Consider the following 19,245-nt stretch of genomic DNA (forward strand, 5'->3'; position numbering starts at 1 on the left):
GTCTGAACTTCCAGTACTCGGTACCGGAAGTCAGCTTCTTTTTGGCAATTGCTGCAATTCATAAATGTTTTACAACATTCCTCCAAGTATTGATAACATCAATGATCCTATGATCAGGATGATGGAACCACCGATTCTTGATGAAATCTGTGAAAATGGCATAAGCTCCATTCTGTCTGCTGCTGAAAGAACAGCAACATCACCGGTTCCACCCATGTTAGCCATGCAAAGACCTGCTGTGATACCTGCCTCCAACGGATAGAAGCCTACTAGCTTACCAACAAATGCAGCCCCTACAAATGCGCCGATACAGGTAAGGAGGCAAAGAACAAGATATGTAAGTGAGAAACTTGCGATAACAGTACCAAGCTCAAGATAGCAGATACCGATACCTACAAGAAGAGTTGTTGTAAGATTCTTCATTATGAACTGGAACCACTGGAAACAGCAGATCTCGATATCCTCAGGGATAACATCAAGCACCTTACATACAGCTACGGAAATGATCATCCAAGCATAAGCGTGGATACTTACTGAAGGAACAGCCATGGTCCAGAACTTGGAAACAATGTAGCCCCATGCGAAGAATGAGCAGGAAACGAAAAGTCCCTTTCCGAGATTAGCAACACTTATGTGGTCTCTCTTCTTCTGCATCTCAGGGCTGATCTCATACTCGGCAGCATTAGCCGCACCTGTTCTCATAAGAGCACCCTTACCATTAAGACCACCGGATAAAACCTTTGAAAGAACACCGGCCATAACGATGGAAATAGCATTACCGATGGCTACGGCGGGTGTCATGGTTGAGATTGCTTCATCAGCTGTCATGGTTCCTGATGACTCAAAAATCTTTGAAAGAGGAACTGCACCTGCTCCCATTCCACCGCCCATGATAGGAAGTGCAATAAGAAGAATTGACTTTACAACTCCAAAGCCCATAACAGCACCTGCAACACCTGCCATAGCGAAGGAAAGAACGATAGCTCCGAAGATAGCAGGGAAATATCTGGCTGCTGCCTTAGCAAGAAGCTTTCTGTTCATTCCGAGGATTGATCCGCAGATAAGTGCTGCGATATAGAAATCCAGGAATGCACCTGTAGGCTTGAAGAATGTGGTAATGTTTCCGATGAGATCAAGCTTGATGCCCATTGCATAAACCTTGTTCTCTGCGTCTAAAAGCTTTGGAATAAGATTAAAGTAGTTGAGAGCCGCAGAACCGAAAATAACAACGATGGCTCCGCCTCCGAGATAATCCTTGATTATCGGTGTTCTGTTTCCGATCTCATTAAGAACTGTTCCGATAACGATCATAAATGCAAAGCATCCTGCCATGCCCTGCGGTAAAACACCCAGATAAGTTGCCGCAAGAACGATCGCTGAAAAAATAGCAAATATCGTCCAGGGCATCTCAAACAATTTTAAACCCTTGTATCCTTCCGTACTCTTTGTCATAAAAACCTCCTAAATTAATGTTGATTTAAGACACAACCTCATCGAAAACATCAAAATGAACCCGGAGGAAGGTCCCTCAATAATTTATCAGATTAAATAATATTAATCCGGGAAGATTCTCTCGATTGAAAACCTTCCCAGCTAACATCATCAAACCATCTTCTCCGGTCTAACCGTTTCGTCATATTGCTCTCCGGTTAAGAAACCGAGAGAAAGAACAGCTTCACGAAGTGTTGTGTTCTCTTCAAATGCCTTATGTGCACATTTTGCTGCATTCTCATAGCCGATCACAGGGCTTAAGCAGGTTACCAGCATAAGGGAATTTCTGAGGTTCTCCTCCATTTTGTCTTTCTTTGCCTTTATGCCCGATGCACAGTTCCTGTCAAAAGAAACTATACCATCTGCCAGGAGCCTGATTGACTGCATCATGTTGTAGGCAAGCACCGGCATGAAAACATTGAGCTCGAAGTTACCCTGAGATGCACCGATACCGATGGTGGCATCATTACCCATAACCTGGATAGCCACCATGGTCATGGATTCACACTGGGTAGGGTTAACCTTGCCCGGCATGATGGAACTTCCCGGCTCGTTTTCGGGAATGCTTATCTCACCGAGACCGCAGCGGGGGCCGTTGGCAAGCCATCTTACATCATTGGCAATCTTCATAAGGTTTGCGGCAAGTCCCTTTAAGGCACCGCTTACGTAAACGTATCCGTCCTTTGATGTAAGGGCGTGGAACTTATTCTCGCTCGGCTTGAATTCCTGTCCGGTGATGGATGAGATCTCTTCGCAGCAAATCCTGTCAAATCCCTCAGGGCAGTTAAGACCTGTACCTACGGCAGTTCCGCCAATAGCGAGCTTTCTGAGATGTGCTGAGGCTTCAATGATCTGAGCCTTTGATTCCTCAAGCATTCCTCTCCAGCCGTAGATTTCCTGACTGAACCTGAGGGGTACCGCATCCTGAAGATGTGTGCGTCCGATCTTAATGATGTCTTCATTTTCCTTTTCAAGACGCTTGAAGGTTTCTATAAGCGTGTCCACAGCCGGAATCAGATTCTCATGTATGGCGATAACTGCAGCCATGTTCATGGCGGTGGGGAAAGTGTCATTGGAAGACTGCGACATATTTACATGGTCATTAGGATGAATGCTTACCTCCGGGTGATCATGCACCGCAACATGGGCTATGACTTCATTCATGTTCATGTTGGACTGGGTGCCGGAACCTGTCTGCCATACTTTAAGAGGAAACTCCTCCGGATATTTGTTATCCATGATATCCTCGCAGGCATCGATGATGGCTTCCGCTTTATCCTTTGCAAGCTTTCCAAGCTTCAGATTAGCACCTGCTGCCGCAGACTTAAGAACTGCAAATGCAAATATAACCTCTCTCGGTATAGTTTCTGTTCCTATACGGAAGTTCTCAAGAGAACGCTCAGTCTGGGCTCCCCAGAAATGATCTGCCGGAACCTTTACTTCTCCCATTGTGTCATGCTCTATCCTATATTCCATGCTTTCTCCTCATTTAATTGCTTCCACTTCAAATTCGAAATCCACTTAATTGTACCATCGTGCAGATTTCATACAGCAACATTCACATCATATCATGACATAAGTCTCAAAGTCGACACCGAATCGTCCTGTGACAGATATCTAATATAACCCACCCTTAGCAGCAATCATCTTATTTAGATAATCCTGAATGGAGCACCGGGGACGGTTCTCGCCGGCGAGAACCGTCCCCGGTGGGTTACCGGCAGATATAAGTTCAAACAGAAAAAAGTCACAGGCAAACTGCCCATGACCTTTTCCGTTTTACGGTTTACACCGCATTATGCTTTTTTCTTTTTCTTGTAGACACTGAGCCATGCGCCAAGTACTGCAAGTGAGAAGACGGATATGATTCCGTAGATTGTCATATGAGACATATCTCCGGTTCCCGGACGTCTCGCTGCTCCGAGAACACTTGGCTCCTCCGGCATATCTCTGTCGGCACCGAGAACACTTCCTTCATCAGGAGTTTCTCTGTCAGCACCAAGGACATTTCCGTTTGAAGATGAACCGGAGCTGTCTCCGGATGAATCAGAGCTGTCTCCGGATGAATCCGAAGAATCATCGTCATCATGTCCTCCTCCGTTCGGTCTGTAGTAGTTCGTAAACTGAACTTCAGAGGTCTGTCCGTTTTCAAGGTAAACCCTTACTGCCTCGCTTCCGCTTCCGGTTACAGCAGCCTGACCATAGGTTCCGGATGAATATGAAGCAGTATAATCGCTTACATTCTCCTCAGAAAGAACGTAGTAAATACGCTTTCCATCTGCTGTATATACCGGTACATCATCCCAGGTAGTTGTGTCTGTCCAGCTGTTGCCTGCGGACAATGTTACAGTCTTTGCTATTCCATCAATGTTAATCTCATTTTCCTTTCCGTCTGAAACGGTAACTGTCTTGAGATTTACCTTGATTTCTGCAGGACGTCTGTTTCCACTGTTATTTTCATCATCCCATATCTTTGAAACCTTGAGTGATGCAGTATCCATACGGTTTGTGATATCCGTACGGAATCCTGTACCGGTCTTTCCGGTAGTTGATGTGTAAACATAAGCTCCGACTGTTCCCTTTACGAGACCATCGTCCTTAACATTAACCTTTCTTCCATCAGAGAGAATGATTCTGCTCTCCACTGCACGGTAGCTGTACTCATTACCATCCTTGTCGAACCTTGGAAGATCCTTTACAGTCCAGCTTGAATCTGTCTTGTCGATCACATGAGTCACCAGTGATTCTTTACCATCAAAAGTTTCGTAAACATTTGCCCAGTCAGCTGCTCCGGTCTTTCTCTGGAGTACAACCTCGGCTCCTGTTACGCCATCTCCGATTCCGGCAAATTCATTGTCCCAGTTCTTGGTTACGACGATATCTACAGGATCAAGTGTGTTCTTAATGCTGAACTCCCACTTCTCAACATCGTTCTTCTCGATTGAAGACTCAGTTGCAAGAGTGATATCTCCTGTGTAACCCTTAACCTCTGTTTCTTCAACGCTGTAAGTGATCTTGCTTCCCACAAGTCCTCTCTTATAAGCAGGGAGTCCTGTCCATGAAGCCTTCCAGTCATTTGAAGCCTTGAGGGTTTCAGGATTTGTAATCTTCTTGTCCTCGCCATAAGCTAGTTCAAGATTCTTTACTTCTTCAGTAACCTCAGAACCATCGGCATCTGTATATGTAGCATACAGTGTAACCTTGATTTCCTCAGGTCTGTCGACATACTTGTCGTCCGAATCATCCCACTTCTTTACAGCATCGATATCTACTGTACTGATCCTGTGGATGTTGGAGTAATTACTCATCGACATCTCACCTTCGGTAAGATTGATTTCGGCGTCTTCGTCTGACTCCTCCTCCGGAACTTCATTTTCAGCACCTAACAGATTAAGTTCGACTTCCTTACCTTCAACAACAGCGTATTCCTTAACAGTGTAGTTGATAGCAGTGCCGTCTGCATCGTATATAGGAAGCTCTGACCATGATTCCTTATAACCATTAGCGGCGTTAAGTGTCTTGATCTCTTTCGATATAGATTTCTCACCGGACTTGTCATTCATGTCTACAGATGCTGTAAGTCTAACGTTGATGTCTGTACGGAGTTCGTACTTATCATCCATATCATCCCAGATCTTAGATACGGAAATGCTTCCTAATCTAAGTCTGTTGGTGAAATCTGTCTTAAGTACCTTTGTATAAATGCCTTCAGACTTCTCAGGATCGGTGTTCTCAGACTTATATTCATAAGCTATTGTGCCACCTTCCTGGTTACCGGTACCGTTTTCATTTCCGGTAACATCAACAACTGTTCCATCCTTAAGAACGATCTTCTTCTCAACCGCTCTGTAAGAATATTCATTACCATTCGAATCCTTGGTTGGTAAGTATTCGAAGGATACTGTCTTCTTCGCTACTGCATCTTCATGTGAGAGTTCTGCGCTGATTACTTCACTTGTTATCGTGCCATCCTCGCCCGTTACATCGTAAACTGATTCAACCTTACTGAATTCACCAAAGCCTGTTCCATTGGTTTCTCCCGCAAGTTCTCCGGAAATGCTGTCAGGATTCTCGACAGTTCTCACAATCGTGCTTCCGTCTGCACCCTCAGGATATGTTACCAAGTACTCCACAGCACGGTACTTTATCTCATGATAAGTATGATTTACATCATCGTAAGCATAAGGGAAAAGTCCTGTCTTCTCTGCAATACTGTAAGCGCCTGTCTCCTTTCCATTTTCATCCACTGTTTTCCTGAATACAGATTCCATTGTCACCGGAATATTTTCGTTGGTATCCGGATCCTTCTCTTTAAGCTCAAGTCGCTTCCATTCGTTTTTACCATCCTGGATCTGATAGTAAATATGGTATGTGATGGTCTCAGGTAAAGCTTTCTTATTGTAAAGTTCCAAAAGCTTTTCTCCTGAAATCTCCTTATTACCATTACCGGTCTTAAACTTCTTGACCGCATGAAGATCAATGGTCTTGAATACGTTCTTTCGGCCGGTAACTGTAACACCTTTACCGCTCTCATCAACGACTTTACCGTCAGGTGGATTGGTTCCGTCTACACCGCCGTCAAGATATACCACTCCGTCAGGTGTATTCTTTACGCCTGCACCTCCGTACCAGAAGCTGCCGTCTCTTGTCTCAACAACAAACGGAGCATAATTCTTCCAGCCTTCAGGTTTAACCTCTTCTACATAGTATCTGTAGTAGTAACCTCTTGTTGGCTCATACTTCAGAAGCTCACTTATTGTAGCAGTCCATCCGTTAGCCTCATTAAGAGTGAATGTATAATCCTGATCGTCTTTCTTGATTAATGTTCTGTTATCTGCCGCCGTACTGTTGTTATGATACAGTCTGTAAAGATTGAAATGAATTTCCTCAAGAAGGATGTTAATTCCATCATATCCGCTATCCTTAGTATCCCAAAGCTTTAAGACCTTAAGTGGCTCACGGTCCTTTCTATAGGTATTGATGATACCTGCAACACCGCTACCCTTACCGCTGTCAATGTCATAGCTGCCATCTACTGCGACATCATATCCATCCCAGCTGCTGTCATGACGGACTACCTTTCTTTCTTCGATAGTACTTGCTGTTGCCTTCGCAGACCTGGTTTCATCAAAAGTAATTTTTGATGAAGCTCCGGTCTTCAGGTTTTCTTTCGCTTCAAGTTTTGCATGACCATTCTCAAGAATGTAATTACCATCCTCGTCAACGGCTACAGAAGCATTGTATACATCATAAGCTCTGGTGTTAGGTACTTTGCCGCCATCGGATGTCTCCTCAACCTTTTCAGAAATCACATACTTATATGGATTAAGGTTTGGTGCGTAGTACACCAGATCATTCCACTCAGCATATGCGTATCCCGACTTATCAGGATCGTTCTTGTCAATCTTATATGTCAGCTCCTGCTCATCAAGTTTCTTACCGGTGCCGTTAATGATATTGCCATCTGCATTCTGGAGATATCTGTAAAGACGAATGGTGATCTTAGGCATATCATTGCCCTGAACAGGATCCAGATACTTCTCGTCATATTCATTTTCGGGTTTGAATCCATCCCACTTCTTACAGAACTTGACTGAATAGTTCTTGGTCTCCTTATACTTATTGACCGCCTTGACACCATTTGTCAAAGTATCATTTTCCGTTACCTCAAAGTCATAGGCTGCATGCAGAACCTTTATTCTTTCTGCTGTTTCCTTGTCTCCTTTCTTTGCGTCAAGTATGGAATACGTATCCGCTTCCTTTACAAAATATGTGTAAGGACGTCCTGTATTATCATACTTCGGTACATATGCCTGAACCTTGTCTTCATCATTTTCGGTTTTATTACCCTTGTAGAATGTAAAGTTTCTCTTATAGAGTTCATTTGCTCCCTCAAGTATAGCTACGAGATTGTTATCAGTAGCCTCGATATCCTCCTGACCCATAAGATCCCTTATTATGTCATACTCAGGAACCTTTTCTTCCTTTGGACTTCCCTCCGGTTCTCCGTAAGGTCTTCTCCAGAGTTCGAGTTCTACATCCGGAAGATTCTTATTGCTGTAACCATCCGGAAGGTTTTCATAAATCTTAACACCGCTAACTGTACGCTTGTTTCTCGGTCTGTTTACAAGAGTTCCTGCATCGTCCTCATCAAGAGCAACCTTTGCAGCAACTATAACCTTTTTCTCACCATTTTCTTCATACTCTAACTTCTGAATCGTTTTGTTAACGGTTGAGAAGGTAGCCACATTCTTTGAAACATCCGTATATTTAGGTGCTCCTTCATATGCACCTATCTCCACATACTCGTTGGTATTCTCAGAAGCATAAGACTCGCTAATATAGTAGTCATACTCGTAGAATTCCTTTGTAAATCTTGACTGAGGATTGTACTTAACCTGCCACCAGTTATGAGCTTTCTTATCAAAACTTGTTGTATCCCAATCGTAATCGATGTAACTCTTCGTATCGAGAAGCTCAACATGATCTACATTATTATCATCTGTATACTTTCGATAGAGATGAGAATAAATATCAGGTCTGTCATTATCTCTGTCGTCATAGTCATCCCAGAACTTGTTGACTACAGGAGTTATCGTAGCTGAAAGGGTATTCTTGATAGCGAATGAGTATCTGTCACCTGTATGGTGATCCTTTCCAAGCTCAAATTCAGCAGTATTTCCACTCATTACATAAGCGTTTTTATACTTCTCTGCTGCATCCTCTCTTCCTGCGTCGTAAACAAATTTCTCGTACTTATCATCCGAATACTTCTCAAGATGTGGATTGTAGTTTATAAGATTACCCTTATCATCATACTTACGATATGGACCAAGCTTAGCTGTCCACTTATTGGAATCATCAAGTGTTACAGTCTCAGTTTTCTCATACTTGGTTTTCTCTCCAACCTTGATCTGAAGCTCTAAGGCATCAGGTCTTGCAGTCTTAGCCATACGACCATCAACCCATTCCTTTGTAACGTCAATGTAAATTACACCGACTCTTACATTAGAAATTGCGAAGTCGAAGTTTCTGTTACCGATGACATTGCCGTCCTCAGTGTACTGATAGTTAACGTATCTGCCATTAGCTGTCTTACTGTTACAGATCAGTACATCATAATCATAGAAATTCCCCTGTACGAAACCATAATCATCATTTTCATATTGCTTTTTCTGGAGCTCTGAGAAAGTTGCCTCATCACCGGAATACTTATCCCAAACATGTCCAATGTAATAATCCTTGTTAGGGAAATCATCAACGATGGTTCTTCCTTCGCCTGTATAATAGTGCACCGGATTAGATCCCATATAGGTCTCTATAACACGGAAGTCACCGGATGTTTCAGTAGGACTGTAATTATTGTTTCTCCAGTCAATAAACTCATCATGAACAGCTGTGGGTATCTTCATGAACGAATACTTTGAATATACCTCGGCAGTCGGATCGATAGTTGATGGTGTACTTACATCCTCCCATTCGCTTCCTGCAGTCTTCTGATGCTGAAGAACAAAGGTTACTGCCTGTCTCTTCTGAGACTCTTCTCCGTCAAGCCATTCCTTATATACAGTGATGTACTCATCCTCACCGATATCGTTACTGATCTTGATCTCGTCTACCAGATATTTGTCTCTGTCGGCAATGTATGGGTTAACATCCGTTGTACTTGTGACTTTATAAACCGCCTCAGAGATTATATTCTCATATTTTGGATTATATCCGTGGTCTATGGCATCCTCATGTTCAAATACAGAATATGTGTATTCGGCACCCTCATGATCATACCTTGGAAGAAGATCGGTAAATTTACTGAAACCTTTCTCAAGGGTCATATCATCATTGGGATCGTCATACCTGTTTACGATTATCACATCAGTAAACTCTTTCTGTAACTGAGTGAGATCTTCTATTTTTGTAGTAATTAAATTACCATCCTTGTCATAGCTTTGGATCGTGCTTCCGACTTTATAGGTTTTGGTAATAACACCTATCTTATTGTTGTTCTGGAATACATCAAAACTAACCGTTGCTTCTTTTTTGGTAAGATCGGTAGGTGAAATTCCCTTAGGGAATGTCTTTGTGATTTTAATCTCAGCATTACCCACAAGTCTGTTTTTGATTTCGATATCTACATTATCGTCAGTATTGCTTTTTGTTGCAATTTCCTGAATATATCTGTATCCGTCAGCTGTCAGATAGTATGTCGGACCATTGCCATTTTCCTGTCTCTTCTCGGCAGCCTCAAATACCTCCTGTTTATCCTCGTTTACTACCTTAGTAGATACTTCACCTTCCTCTACATAGTAGTAAAGTCTTCTACCTTCCTTATCATATTTATCCATAGTCCAGCTATGGCTCTTTGACTTCTGCTCAGATGAGAATCCTGTAAGTGTTGAAGATGATGCCACCTTAACATTTCCATCTTTATCACGGCTGTAAAGTTTAAGCTCAACCTTTGCGTCAACATCCTGTCTTGCAGTTGCTGTCCAGGTCTTGGTAGCCTTAACAGTAACCTTATCTGTTATAAGGTTTACAAGTGTCTCTCCGTTAAGTATGAACTGTCCTCCGTGGAGTTCAGTGCTGTTTGGATCATCCTGACTGTCTTCTCTTCTGATAAGGCTTCTTACATAGCTATTAGAACCACCCTTGGTGTGTTCTTTTCAGCCAATAGTTAACCACTTTATCACACCATTTTATGAGAACACATCAGGAATGGTTCTCACCTGCGGGAGCCGATCCCGGACATCCTTATATACCTTTTTTGTATTAAAAACATTCCTTATTCGGAGAAAAAATATTACAATATTATTCAGATGGATTTTAAATTCGTGAAAATTTAAAGCAAAATCATAATAAAGGGGTGTGTATATGGGTAATGTAATGAACTTTAAGTGTCCCTGCTGCGCAGCAAAACTGGTTTACAACGGAGAGGTACAGGAGATGACCTGTGAGTATTGCGGCTCACAGTTCAGCATGGAACAGATAAAGGCTGCCGAAGAATCTCTGAAGGATTCAACCGGCGGCAATAATATGGTGTGGAACACAGCGGATCAACAGATAATCAGTGATGAAAACGGAAAGGTGCAGGGTTACAGATGTCAGTCCTGCGGAGCCGAAATGGTTGCGGATGAAAATACTGCCGCAACAGAATGCCCGTATTGCGGAAATCCCTCCATCATTCCTCAGTCCTTCGAGGGGCTGTACCGCCCGGATCTGATGATCCCCTTTGCCGTAGGTAAAAAGCAGGCAAGTGAAAAACTGAAGGAATTCACCAGAGGCAAAAAGCTTCTGCCGGATTCCTTTACAGCCGGAAACCGTATAGAAAAGATTACGGGTATTTACGTACCCTTCTGGCTTTACAGCTGTCATGCCTCCGGTTCTGTTTCCTTCGACGGAGTTAAGGCAAAATGCTGGGAAGATGCGAACTACACATATGTGAGAAAGAATCATTATCACATCACAAGATCCGGAGAGATGGACTTTAACAGAATCCCTGTAGATGCCGCATCCCAAATGGATGATGCCACAATGGATTCCCTGGAGCCCTTTGATTTTGATAAAGCAACGGAATATGATCCCGCCTACTTCTCAGGCTATCTTGCTGACCGCTATGATGTAAAGGAAAGTGACGCTCAGCCCAGAGCCAATGAAAGAGTCCAGAACTCCTTCAGAAGCAAGATGCGGGATGCCGTGAACGGGTATACGGAGGTTACGCAGAAAAGCGAAAGCATTAACCTCACAAACGCCAAGGCAGAATACGCCATGCTTCCGGTATGGATGATGACCACAAAATACGAAGGCAAATCCTATACCTTCGGTATAAACGGTCAGAGCGGCAAGCTGGTGGGCAGCCTTCCTATAGATATGGGTAAATACTATAAATATATGGGCATTGCCTGGCTCATAGCTTTCATCATATGCTCTGCATTTTCTTTACTCTTTACTTCAAACGGAATAACACTTACGGGAGAACTGATCGCTGCAGTGATCGCTCTTCTCGTCGGATGGCTGTACGCAAACGGACTTAAGGGCGCCATGAACACCATCGCTCCTAAGCGTACTGCAGCGGGATATTTAAAGGACAGTTCTCTGAAATTAGCTGCCAATGTTGACCGTTTCCTGTATTACAAGACCGAGAAGACGGAAAAACCGCAGAATGTCAAAAAGTAAAGACAGTAAAAAGAAATCCACCGTGGACGGTTCTCGCCGGCGAAAACCGTCCACGGTGGATTTCTCCAAAATAAGCAAGGCCGGTTCTCAATTACGAGAACCGGATTTTTTCTAATTTTTGTCTTTTAGAGGTCGTAATAGGTATTGCCTATACCCCAAGATAAATTGCTCATAATTTACTGTCAGTCATTTATACGGCATAATCATAGTACAGCATTCAACAAACCATAATACAGTGGGAGCGGTCCCGTATAAATCGATCTTTTAACAGGTCAATGTTCCCGAAGATGAGGCATGAAAAATATGATTAATGAAAATCGTTTAAAAAAATCATTTCTGAAACTTGTCGCTTTTGACAGTGAGTCATATTCAGAAAAAGAGATTGGGAAATATGTTACAGGCAAGCTTTTAAATCTCGGGCTTCAGGTTGACACGGAAAATACTACCAAAGAAACTTATCTGAAAGAGCACCCGGATTCCCATCCAAATATCTATGCCTTTTTCAAAGGAAATATTCCCGGAGAACCAATCCTTTTTACAGCTCATCTGGATACCGTGTCTCCCGGGATCAATAAAAAAACCGTAATAACGGAAGATGGATTCATTACTTCTCAGGGGGACACTGTTCTAGGAGCGGATGATGTATCGGGAATTTCTTCTATAATGGAAGCGATATCCGTTATTAAAGAAAAGAATCTGGATCATCCGGATATTGAAATCCTCTTCACCGTTGCAGAGGAAGTATTTGGCGTAGGGTCCGTCAATTTTAACTATGATCTCATTAAGTCAAAGTTTGGATATGCACTCGATCTTACGGGGCCCATCGGAAGCAGTGCCATATGCGCTCCTTCCATCGTCTCATTTCAGGCAAACATCACAGGCAAAGCTGCACATGCAGGATTTGCACCAGAGGAAGGGATCAATACATTAAACGTGGCAGCAGAAGCCCTGGTTCATATCAAAACCGGAAGGGTGGACGAAAATACCACAGTTAATGTAGGTACTATAGAAGGCGGAACTGCCAGAAACATTGTGCCCGAGAGAATAAAGCTTGCCGGTGAGGTAAGAAGCCTTAACCACGAAAAGGCTCTGAAGCAGATAAATGAGATTAATGAAATTTTCAGAGAATGCTCATCAAAAGTGGAAGCGAAATTGGGCTTCTCTTTCACAGAACATGTTAAGGCATATAATGTTTCGAAGGATGAGGAAGTTGTAAAGAGGTTTGTTAAAACAGCAAAACTGACCGGGCTTGATCCGGAGCTTGTGATAACTCTGGGAGGAAGCGATGCCAATGTGTTAAATGAATTTGGCATTACAACCATAGTTAATGCCTGCGGAATGGAAAAGGTTCATTCCACTAAAGAATATGTATATCTGAAGGATCTGTACCGATCCGCGGAACTAACGTTAAATCTCATGACATATAAATCAAGATTATTTGAATGATAATATAAAAAATCGCTGTACATCAGCCTAGTATGTACTGTTTTGGCAAGCTACAGGTAATGGATGGAAATGGTTTGTTTTCGGGTTCCACAATCCTTAATAGTAACAAATAAATCCGGTTCTCGTGATTGAGAACCGGATTTTTATTACCTCTCATATGAAAGCAGGTGCGATGGTATCCTGGCTTCCGAGTGAAGGGATACCGACTGTATATCCCTCATTCTCGATGGCGTAAGCGATAACCTCTGTGTTATCGTTTGCCCAGGCAACACCGGTTCCGTTTTCAAAAGCTGTCTTGGCTGTCGCATAAGTATCAAACTTCTGTAGCTTGATGTCAGGATACTCCTTTTCAAGATAAGTCTCAGCTGTAGTACCCGAAATTACGATAACCTGGTCATCCGCGGAGATCTGATCCAGACTCTCGATAACATTATCATTATGTGATACGACTCCCAGTGCAACATTCATGTAAGGAAGTGCAAAATCAACCTTCTCTGCTCTTTCTTCGGTTACCGTAAAGTTGGCAAGTACGATATCTACCTTGCCAGTCTCCAGGTACTCAACTCTGCTGGCTGCCTCAGTTGATACATAATTGATCTCTACTCCCAGATCCTTGCCGAGTCTCTCTGCGAGATAAACATCATAGCCCTGGTACTCACCGTTTTCATCAACATATCCGAAAGGATTTTTGTCTGAAAAAACTCCTATGTTGATGGTTCCGCTTTCCTTGATCTCATCAAGAGTTCTATATACTTTGCCGTCCCCCTTTGCCTCGGCTTCCGTTGATTTTTCAGTGCCTGCCGGAACACTGTTTGTCTGGCATCCTGCCAATGTTCCTGCCACTACTGCGGTGCCAAGTACTGCTGCAATAATCTTGTTTTTCATAATCTTCTCCTCCTTTTGGAAACCGGTTCATCGTAAAGGGACTCCCCAAACCCTTTTTGATTTCCTCAATTTCATAATGAGATTATGCCACCTTGGTGCCAGTTCGTATAATACCGGTGTTTTATCACTGGATATAAATATTACCTATCGCTATAATAGGTAATAGATCAAAACTGCAATACCACCGGGGAAAATGATTCTGACCCGGAATCAGAAAGGATTATATATGTCAAAGGTTATTGTAGGCATGTCCGGAGGAGTGGACAGTGCGGTTGCTGCATATCTGCTGAAGCAGGAAGGACATGAGGTTATAGGAGTGACCCTCCGTACCTGGCAGTCAAAGGATGGAAAAGAAAGCAGATGCTGCGAGATCGATGATGCAAGAAGGGTGGCATGGAAGCTTGGGATTAAATATTATCCCTTCAACTGCATTGCGGAATTTGAGAAAAACGTTACAGAACCTTTTGTCAATGACTACATCTCAGGCAGAACCCCGAATCCCTGCACCAGATGCAACAGATACGTAAAATGGGACAAGATGCTTTATGTGGCAAAGGTAATGGAGGCGGATTACATAGCCACCGGACATTATGCCGAGGTGGTGAAGCTTGAAAACGGAAGGTTCACTTTTAAGCAGGCGCTTCATGCAAAAAAGGATCAGACATATATGCTGTATTCCCTAACCCAGGATCAGATCCGGGCAACGCTGATGCCTCTCGGGAAGCTTACCAAAGATGAAGTCAGGAATATCGCGACGGAGGCCGGTCTTCCGGTTGCGGAAAAACCGGATTCCCAGGAAATATGTTTTGTCAGTGAGGGTACAAACTACACTGACTATATAGCAGAGTACTCGGATGCGCCTATGCCTGAGGCCGGTAATTTTGTTGATGAAGAAGGAAATGTACTGGGAGTTCATAAAGGCATCATCCACTATACCGTTGGTCAGAGAAAGGGTCTTGGTATCGCGCTGGGATATCCTGCTTATGTAAAGGCAATAAGAGCCGACCGTAACGAGGTTGTTATCGGGAGTGAAGAGTCGCTTTTCAGTGATGAGATAATATGCGGAGACATTAACCTTATGAGTATTCCTGAGCTTACCGGGAAGCTTCATTGTAATGTTAAAGTCCGCTATCATCATCCCGGTCAGGGAGCGTACATTGAGCGGATGGATGATAACCATATAAAGGTACATTTTGACTCTCCCGTGAGGGCTGCCGCTCCGGGACAGGCCGCGGTGTTCTATGATGAAAACGACTGTGTGATCGGCGGAGGAGTAATCTGCTGACAAAAACAAATCATCACCCATTATCATTTCAAACCTTTACTGACAACCCTGTCTTCCTGTTCGCATCCGCAAAAGGTAATGACTACTTCTTCCGTTTTTTTAATGCTCAACTTCTGTTGGCGGGTATGCCAGAGCCGCCATGTATACGAAGTCCTTCGATGCCGCCTCCGTCCTCCTGTTTATTTTCCGCTGAGTTGATACTATTTTCCGTCGTGCTGGCGCTATTTTCCACCGTGCTGATACCGGATGCCATGTCACAGGCCGTCAGAAAGCTCAGCAGCAAAACAGCGGATATAGTTAACATAATTATTTCCTCCCTTTAATCATCACCCCAAAGTTCAACGAAATTGTCAAATCTGGGGAGATTTATTTTCAAATATCCTCTTTTACTTCCATCCACCAGATGCTTATTTATGAGATTATTTCTGAATACATTATATGATGCCGGATTTTTCATCAAAGACTTTATGTCCTCTGTTTTCCCATCTTTTGTTTTACAGATGCATCTGACCATTTCCTTTTCGCCTTCTGTCAGCTTCTGCCATATCATATCATATGAATCTTTAAACATTATGTTCTCAAAGGCCGGCATTAGATCTTCAAGAGTCTCATTTTCCTTTTTGCAAAAATATAATGAACCAAGAACCTGATACGCATAAGCATAACCCCGTGTTGTTTGTTCAATCTTTTTGGCTTCAAATGAGTCTATATCAAGTAAGTCCTGATATCTGTTCACTATGTCGTATTTGTTTAGAGTAGTTGCTTCAATAGCGTCAGCTCTTTTAAAAAAGGTAAGGTTTTTCTCAGTTGAAAATTCTTCAATGTTCTCCGAGAGTCCTGTCACAACAAGATAGAGTTCTGCTCCCACAACTATCATTGACCCTATTATCGAAAGAAGCTTGACTGTTTCTTCTGTTTTGGAAATATCATCTATCCCAACAAGTATCCTGTACTTCTTTTTGTTGGCTGTCTCTATCATTTTTATTATTGCAGCTTCTTCGGATTTATGAAACTTTTCAATGCTTTTTGTATTTGTGACCTTTACGCTCCCTTCTCCTGACGCACCATGAAAACTTCCTCCGAGAGATGCACTGAAACTTTTTTCAATTGTCTTGTTATTTATACCTAAACCTTTTTCGCTTGCAAGTAGATCATGAAATGTAGCAATTGTATTTCCGGCAGAGGAAAGGTTATATACAAGCCAGTTTTTCTCTTCCTTTAACGCCTTCATAATCCTTCCATATTCAACTGATTTGCCGGACCCACGAAGGCCTGTGATCTTATAAACATGTTTTTCAGATTCATCACTTTTAAAATTTGCAATTACAGTATCAGCAATACCTGTATCTATATATGCTTTGCCTGCCAGCCCCGGAGTTCTGGTAAACGGATCAATTTTGGGTGTCATTACTTTTCCTCCATGTTTTTTACTATATATCAGATAATTTTACGTTTCATTACTAAAAGGGTTGTTTTTTTACTTTTCATTACTATGATATCAATATTTTACTTTTGGCTCAATACTTTACTGATTTCAGGTTACAAAAAAAGAACCCGATGGCACTCTATTATCAGGTGTCATTGGGTTCTTTTTTTACAACTAGCAATTCCCCGTATACACATACTTCAGATTCTTTTCTGCTACTGTTTTTAAGTGGTAAACATTAGCTACATCTGTGGCGTCTCTGTCAGTCATATGGAACTTTGGAAAGAATCTGGACAGGTGAAGGGGAATATTTTCGCCAATCTGATTTCCGTCATTATCTGTAAGCTCGCGTATCCATCGGCTAAGTTCAAATATCTCATCATCGGTATCATTTTCACCGGGGATGATAAGAGTCGTGACTTCCACATGGCAATGCTTCACCGCTTCTCTGATGAAATCCATAACCATCCGACGGTTTCCCTTCAGGAGATTCTCATAGTAATGATCCGAAAAGCCCTTTAGATCGATGTTCATGGCATCAACGTATCCGAAAAGTTCACCGACAGCCAAAACATCTGCCATGCCGTTTGTAACAAGAACTGTTTTCAAATCATGCTCTTTCAACAGTCTTGCTGTATCCAGAACATACTCGTAGGAAACCAGGGGCTCATTGTAAGTAAAAGCAACTCCGATATTTCCATAAGGTTTCTCTGCTACAGCTATACGACACAACTCCTCCGGGGAAATATTTTTAGCCTTTTCAGGCCACTTTTCAATTTCCTCAGCCCATGAAATACTGTAATTCTGACAGAATGGACATCTCAGATTACAGCCATAGCTTCCCACGGAAACTATCATGCTCCCCGGGAAAAACCTGTTAAGAGGTTTTTTCTCTATGGGATCCAGTGCTATGGATGTTACCTTCCCATAATTGTCAGGGACAATTTTTCCACCTCTGCAGGTTCTCACTTTGCAAAACCCATATTTCCCTTCATCGATATGACAATGTCTGAAACATACATTACATTCTGCCATAGTTGGTCTCCCAAAACCTTTTATAATATACCAGTAAACCACCGTGGACGGTTCTCGCCGGCGAGAACCGTCCACGGTGGTTTACTCCGGTATCAAACCTTCCTGTTCCCCTTCAGAACCTCCCTGTAGTCCTCCAGGTTCTTCCTGAGGAGTGTCGGTATCTGAAGCTCGTACGGACATTTGCTTATACATTTTCCACAATTAACGCAGTCTTCGATTTTCTCCATCTCTTTCTGCCAATGTTCACTGAACCAGCCCTTGCTGGGTGCCCGTCTCAGCATCAGAGACATTCTGTTGCAGTTGTTTATTTCTATACCAACCGTACATGGCATACAGTAGCCGCAGCCCCGGCAGAATTCTCCCATAAGCTCGTCACGCTCTGACTTAATGAAGTTAAAGATCTCGTCATCCATGACCGGTGTCTCATCCATATAGGAAAGCCACTCCTCAAGCTCTGACTCCCTCTGTATTCCCCAGATGGGAACTGCGCCTTCGAACTGAGATATGAAAGCCATGGCAGCCTTTGAATTCGTGATGAGACCACCTGCCAGACCCTTCATGCAGATGAAGCCAACATTATGCTGGTTGGCAAACTCAATCAGTTCGATTTCCTTTTCCGAAGCCAAATAACTCATGGGGTACTGAACCGTATCATAAAGCTCCGACTCGATAAGCTCCTGTGCGATTCCATACTTGTGAGCAGTTCCGGAAATAAAACGTATCTTCCCCTGACGCCTTGCTTCCTCCATACATTCATACATGCCGCTTCCGTCACCCGGTCTGTAGCAGGTATTCATCATATGGAACTGATAGATATCAATATAATCCGTCTTAAGATTTGAAAGGCTTGTTTCCAGATCCTTCCAAAAATCCTCCGGTGTTGTAGCCTTGGTCTTCGAAGCAATGTATATGTCTTTACGATCCACATATCCCGTTCCGAAGGCTTCCCCTAGCTTCACCTCACTGTCACTGTAGGCTCTTGCCGTGTCAAAAAAGCGAATGCCTCCGTCGTAAGCTCGTCTCAAAATCTTTACAGCCTCCTCAACCGAAACCCTCTGTAAAGGTAATGCTCCGAACCCGTTCTGGGGCACTTCGATTCCAGTTCTTCCCAATACCACGTTTTTCATAGTTTTCTCTCCGTTTTTAAACTTAGGTTCAAATAAAATACGATAAAAACTATTCTTCAAATTCTAACTGAATACATCTGAAAAAATACTTATACTACTTTTATATTCGACAATTTAAGATAAGGTTATAAGGAATATACTTGTTGAATAATTGCCGCCGCATTCTCGTGACTACTACTATAAAGATGGTCATGAAACATAGCAGCCAGTTATGAGCATGGCCATCTTGTTGCTTAGGCTGTAGAATGATGGGGCAATCGGTAAGGCATCTCGTGACTTGGACTTTGCGTCCGTACTAAAGCCAGCCTTCCGGCCCCTCATTCGCAGCGTTCGGTTTCGGCAGGTGGAACCGCCGGTGGTGGTGCGTTCGGGTCATACCC

10 protein-coding genes and 1 pseudogene are annotated in these 19,245 nt (G+C 42.9%); 3 read left to right on the forward strand and 8 right to left on the reverse strand.

Annotated elements, in window-relative coordinates:
* Positions 1-69 precede the first annotated feature (69 nt).
* The 3 genes from G625_RS0109610 to G625_RS0109620 form a co-directional block, all read right to left on the reverse strand.
* Positions 70-1,452: a 2-hydroxycarboxylate transporter family protein gene (locus G625_RS0109610; protein ID WP_029200958.1), complete on the reverse strand. Its 1,383-nt coding sequence runs from the start codon at positions 1,450-1,452 to the stop codon at positions 70-72.
* A gap of 150 nt (positions 1,453-1,602) precedes the next feature.
* Positions 1,603-2,967: a class II fumarate hydratase gene (gene fumC / locus G625_RS0109615; protein WP_029200959.1), complete on the reverse strand. Its 1,365-nt coding sequence runs from the start codon at positions 2,965-2,967 to the stop codon at positions 1,603-1,605.
* 320 nt (positions 2,968-3,287) lie between these two features.
* Positions 3,288-9,899, reverse strand: a complete 6,612-nt coding sequence (locus tag G625_RS0109620) for a Cna B-type domain-containing protein (RefSeq protein ID WP_029200960.1) — start codon at positions 9,897-9,899, stop codon at positions 3,288-3,290.
* Between the two features lie 460 nt (positions 9,900-10,359).
* Between G625_RS0109620 and G625_RS19250 the strand changes: the two genes are divergently transcribed.
* Both G625_RS19250 and G625_RS0109630 read left to right on the forward strand, forming a co-directional pair.
* Positions 10,360-11,661 (forward strand): hypothetical protein, encoded by a 1,302-nt coding sequence (locus G625_RS19250; RefSeq protein WP_049895833.1) that lies wholly within the window; start codon positions 10,360-10,362, stop codon positions 11,659-11,661.
* A gap of 303 nt (positions 11,662-11,964) precedes the next feature.
* Positions 11,965-13,107: a M20/M25/M40 family metallo-hydrolase gene (locus G625_RS0109630; protein ID WP_029200961.1), complete on the forward strand. Its 1,143-nt coding sequence runs from the start codon at positions 11,965-11,967 to the stop codon at positions 13,105-13,107.
* Positions 13,108-13,269: 162 nt separating this feature from the next.
* Here G625_RS0109630 and G625_RS19255 read toward each other — a convergent pair.
* A pseudogene (locus tag G625_RS19255) lies at positions 13,270-13,992 on the reverse strand (transporter substrate-binding domain-containing protein); the annotation flags it as partial.
* Positions 13,993-14,218: 226 nt separating this feature from the next.
* Between G625_RS19255 and mnmA the strand changes: the two are divergent.
* Complete coding sequence (gene mnmA / locus G625_RS0109640; RefSeq protein ID WP_029200962.1) at positions 14,219-15,277, forward strand: tRNA 2-thiouridine(34) synthase MnmA; 1,059 nt, start codon at positions 14,219-14,221, stop codon at positions 15,275-15,277.
* A gap of 106 nt (positions 15,278-15,383) precedes the next feature.
* Here the strand turns inward: mnmA and G625_RS0109645 are convergent, their stop codons facing one another.
* The 4 genes from G625_RS0109645 to G625_RS0109660 all read right to left on the reverse strand — a co-directional run bounded on the left by G625_RS0109645 (position 15,384) and on the right by G625_RS0109660 (position 18,865).
* Positions 15,384-15,581, reverse strand: coding sequence for a hypothetical protein (locus tag G625_RS0109645; RefSeq protein WP_029200963.1), 198 nt, complete (start codon positions 15,579-15,581; stop codon positions 15,384-15,386).
* Positions 15,582-15,596: 15 nt separating this feature from the next.
* Positions 15,597-16,685 (reverse strand): hypothetical protein, encoded by a 1,089-nt coding sequence (locus tag G625_RS0109650; RefSeq protein WP_029200964.1) that lies wholly within the window; start codon positions 16,683-16,685, stop codon positions 15,597-15,599.
* A 192-nt stretch (positions 16,686-16,877) separates the two neighbouring features.
* On the reverse strand, positions 16,878-17,738 hold the full coding sequence (amrS, locus tag G625_RS0109655) for an AmmeMemoRadiSam system radical SAM enzyme (protein ID WP_029200965.1): 861 nt from the start codon (positions 17,736-17,738) through the stop codon (positions 16,878-16,880).
* A gap of 92 nt (positions 17,739-17,830) precedes the next feature.
* A complete protein-coding gene (locus tag G625_RS0109660) occupies positions 17,831-18,865 on the reverse strand; it encodes an aldo/keto reductase (RefSeq protein ID WP_029200966.1) in 1,035 nt (344 codons plus the stop codon).
* Positions 18,866-19,245 lie beyond the last annotated feature (380 nt).

Origin of the sequence: Oribacterium sp. NK2B42, assembly GCF_000424445.1 — a bacterium.
Taxonomy (GTDB): Bacteria; Bacillota; Clostridia; order Lachnospirales; family Lachnospiraceae; genus Oribacterium.

Coding starts and splice junctions, on each gene's coding strand:
- G625_RS0109610 (WP_029200958.1), bottom strand. CDS start 1,452: ATGACAAAGAGTACGGAAGGATACAAGGGTTTAAAATTGTTTGAGATG.
- fumC (WP_029200959.1), bottom strand. CDS start 2,967: ATGGAATATAGGATAGAGCATGACACAATGGGAGAAGTAAAGGTTCCG.
- G625_RS19250 (WP_049895833.1), top strand. CDS start 10,360: ATGGGTAATGTAATGAACTTTAAGTGTCCCTGCTGCGCAGCAAAACTG.
- G625_RS0109630 (WP_029200961.1), top strand. CDS start 11,965: ATGATTAATGAAAATCGTTTAAAAAAATCATTTCTGAAACTTGTCGCT.
- mnmA (WP_029200962.1), top strand. CDS start 14,219: ATGTCAAAGGTTATTGTAGGCATGTCCGGAGGAGTGGACAGTGCGGTT.
- G625_RS0109645 (WP_029200963.1), bottom strand. CDS start 15,581: ATGTTAACTATATCCGCTGTTTTGCTGCTGAGCTTTCTGACGGCCTGT.
- G625_RS0109650 (WP_029200964.1), bottom strand. CDS start 16,685: ATGACACCCAAAATTGATCCGTTTACCAGAACTCCGGGGCTGGCAGGC.
- amrS (WP_029200965.1), bottom strand. CDS start 17,738: ATGGCAGAATGTAATGTATGTTTCAGACATTGTCATATCGATGAAGGG.
- G625_RS0109660 (WP_029200966.1), bottom strand. CDS start 18,865: ATGAAAAACGTGGTATTGGGAAGAACTGGAATCGAAGTGCCCCAGAAC.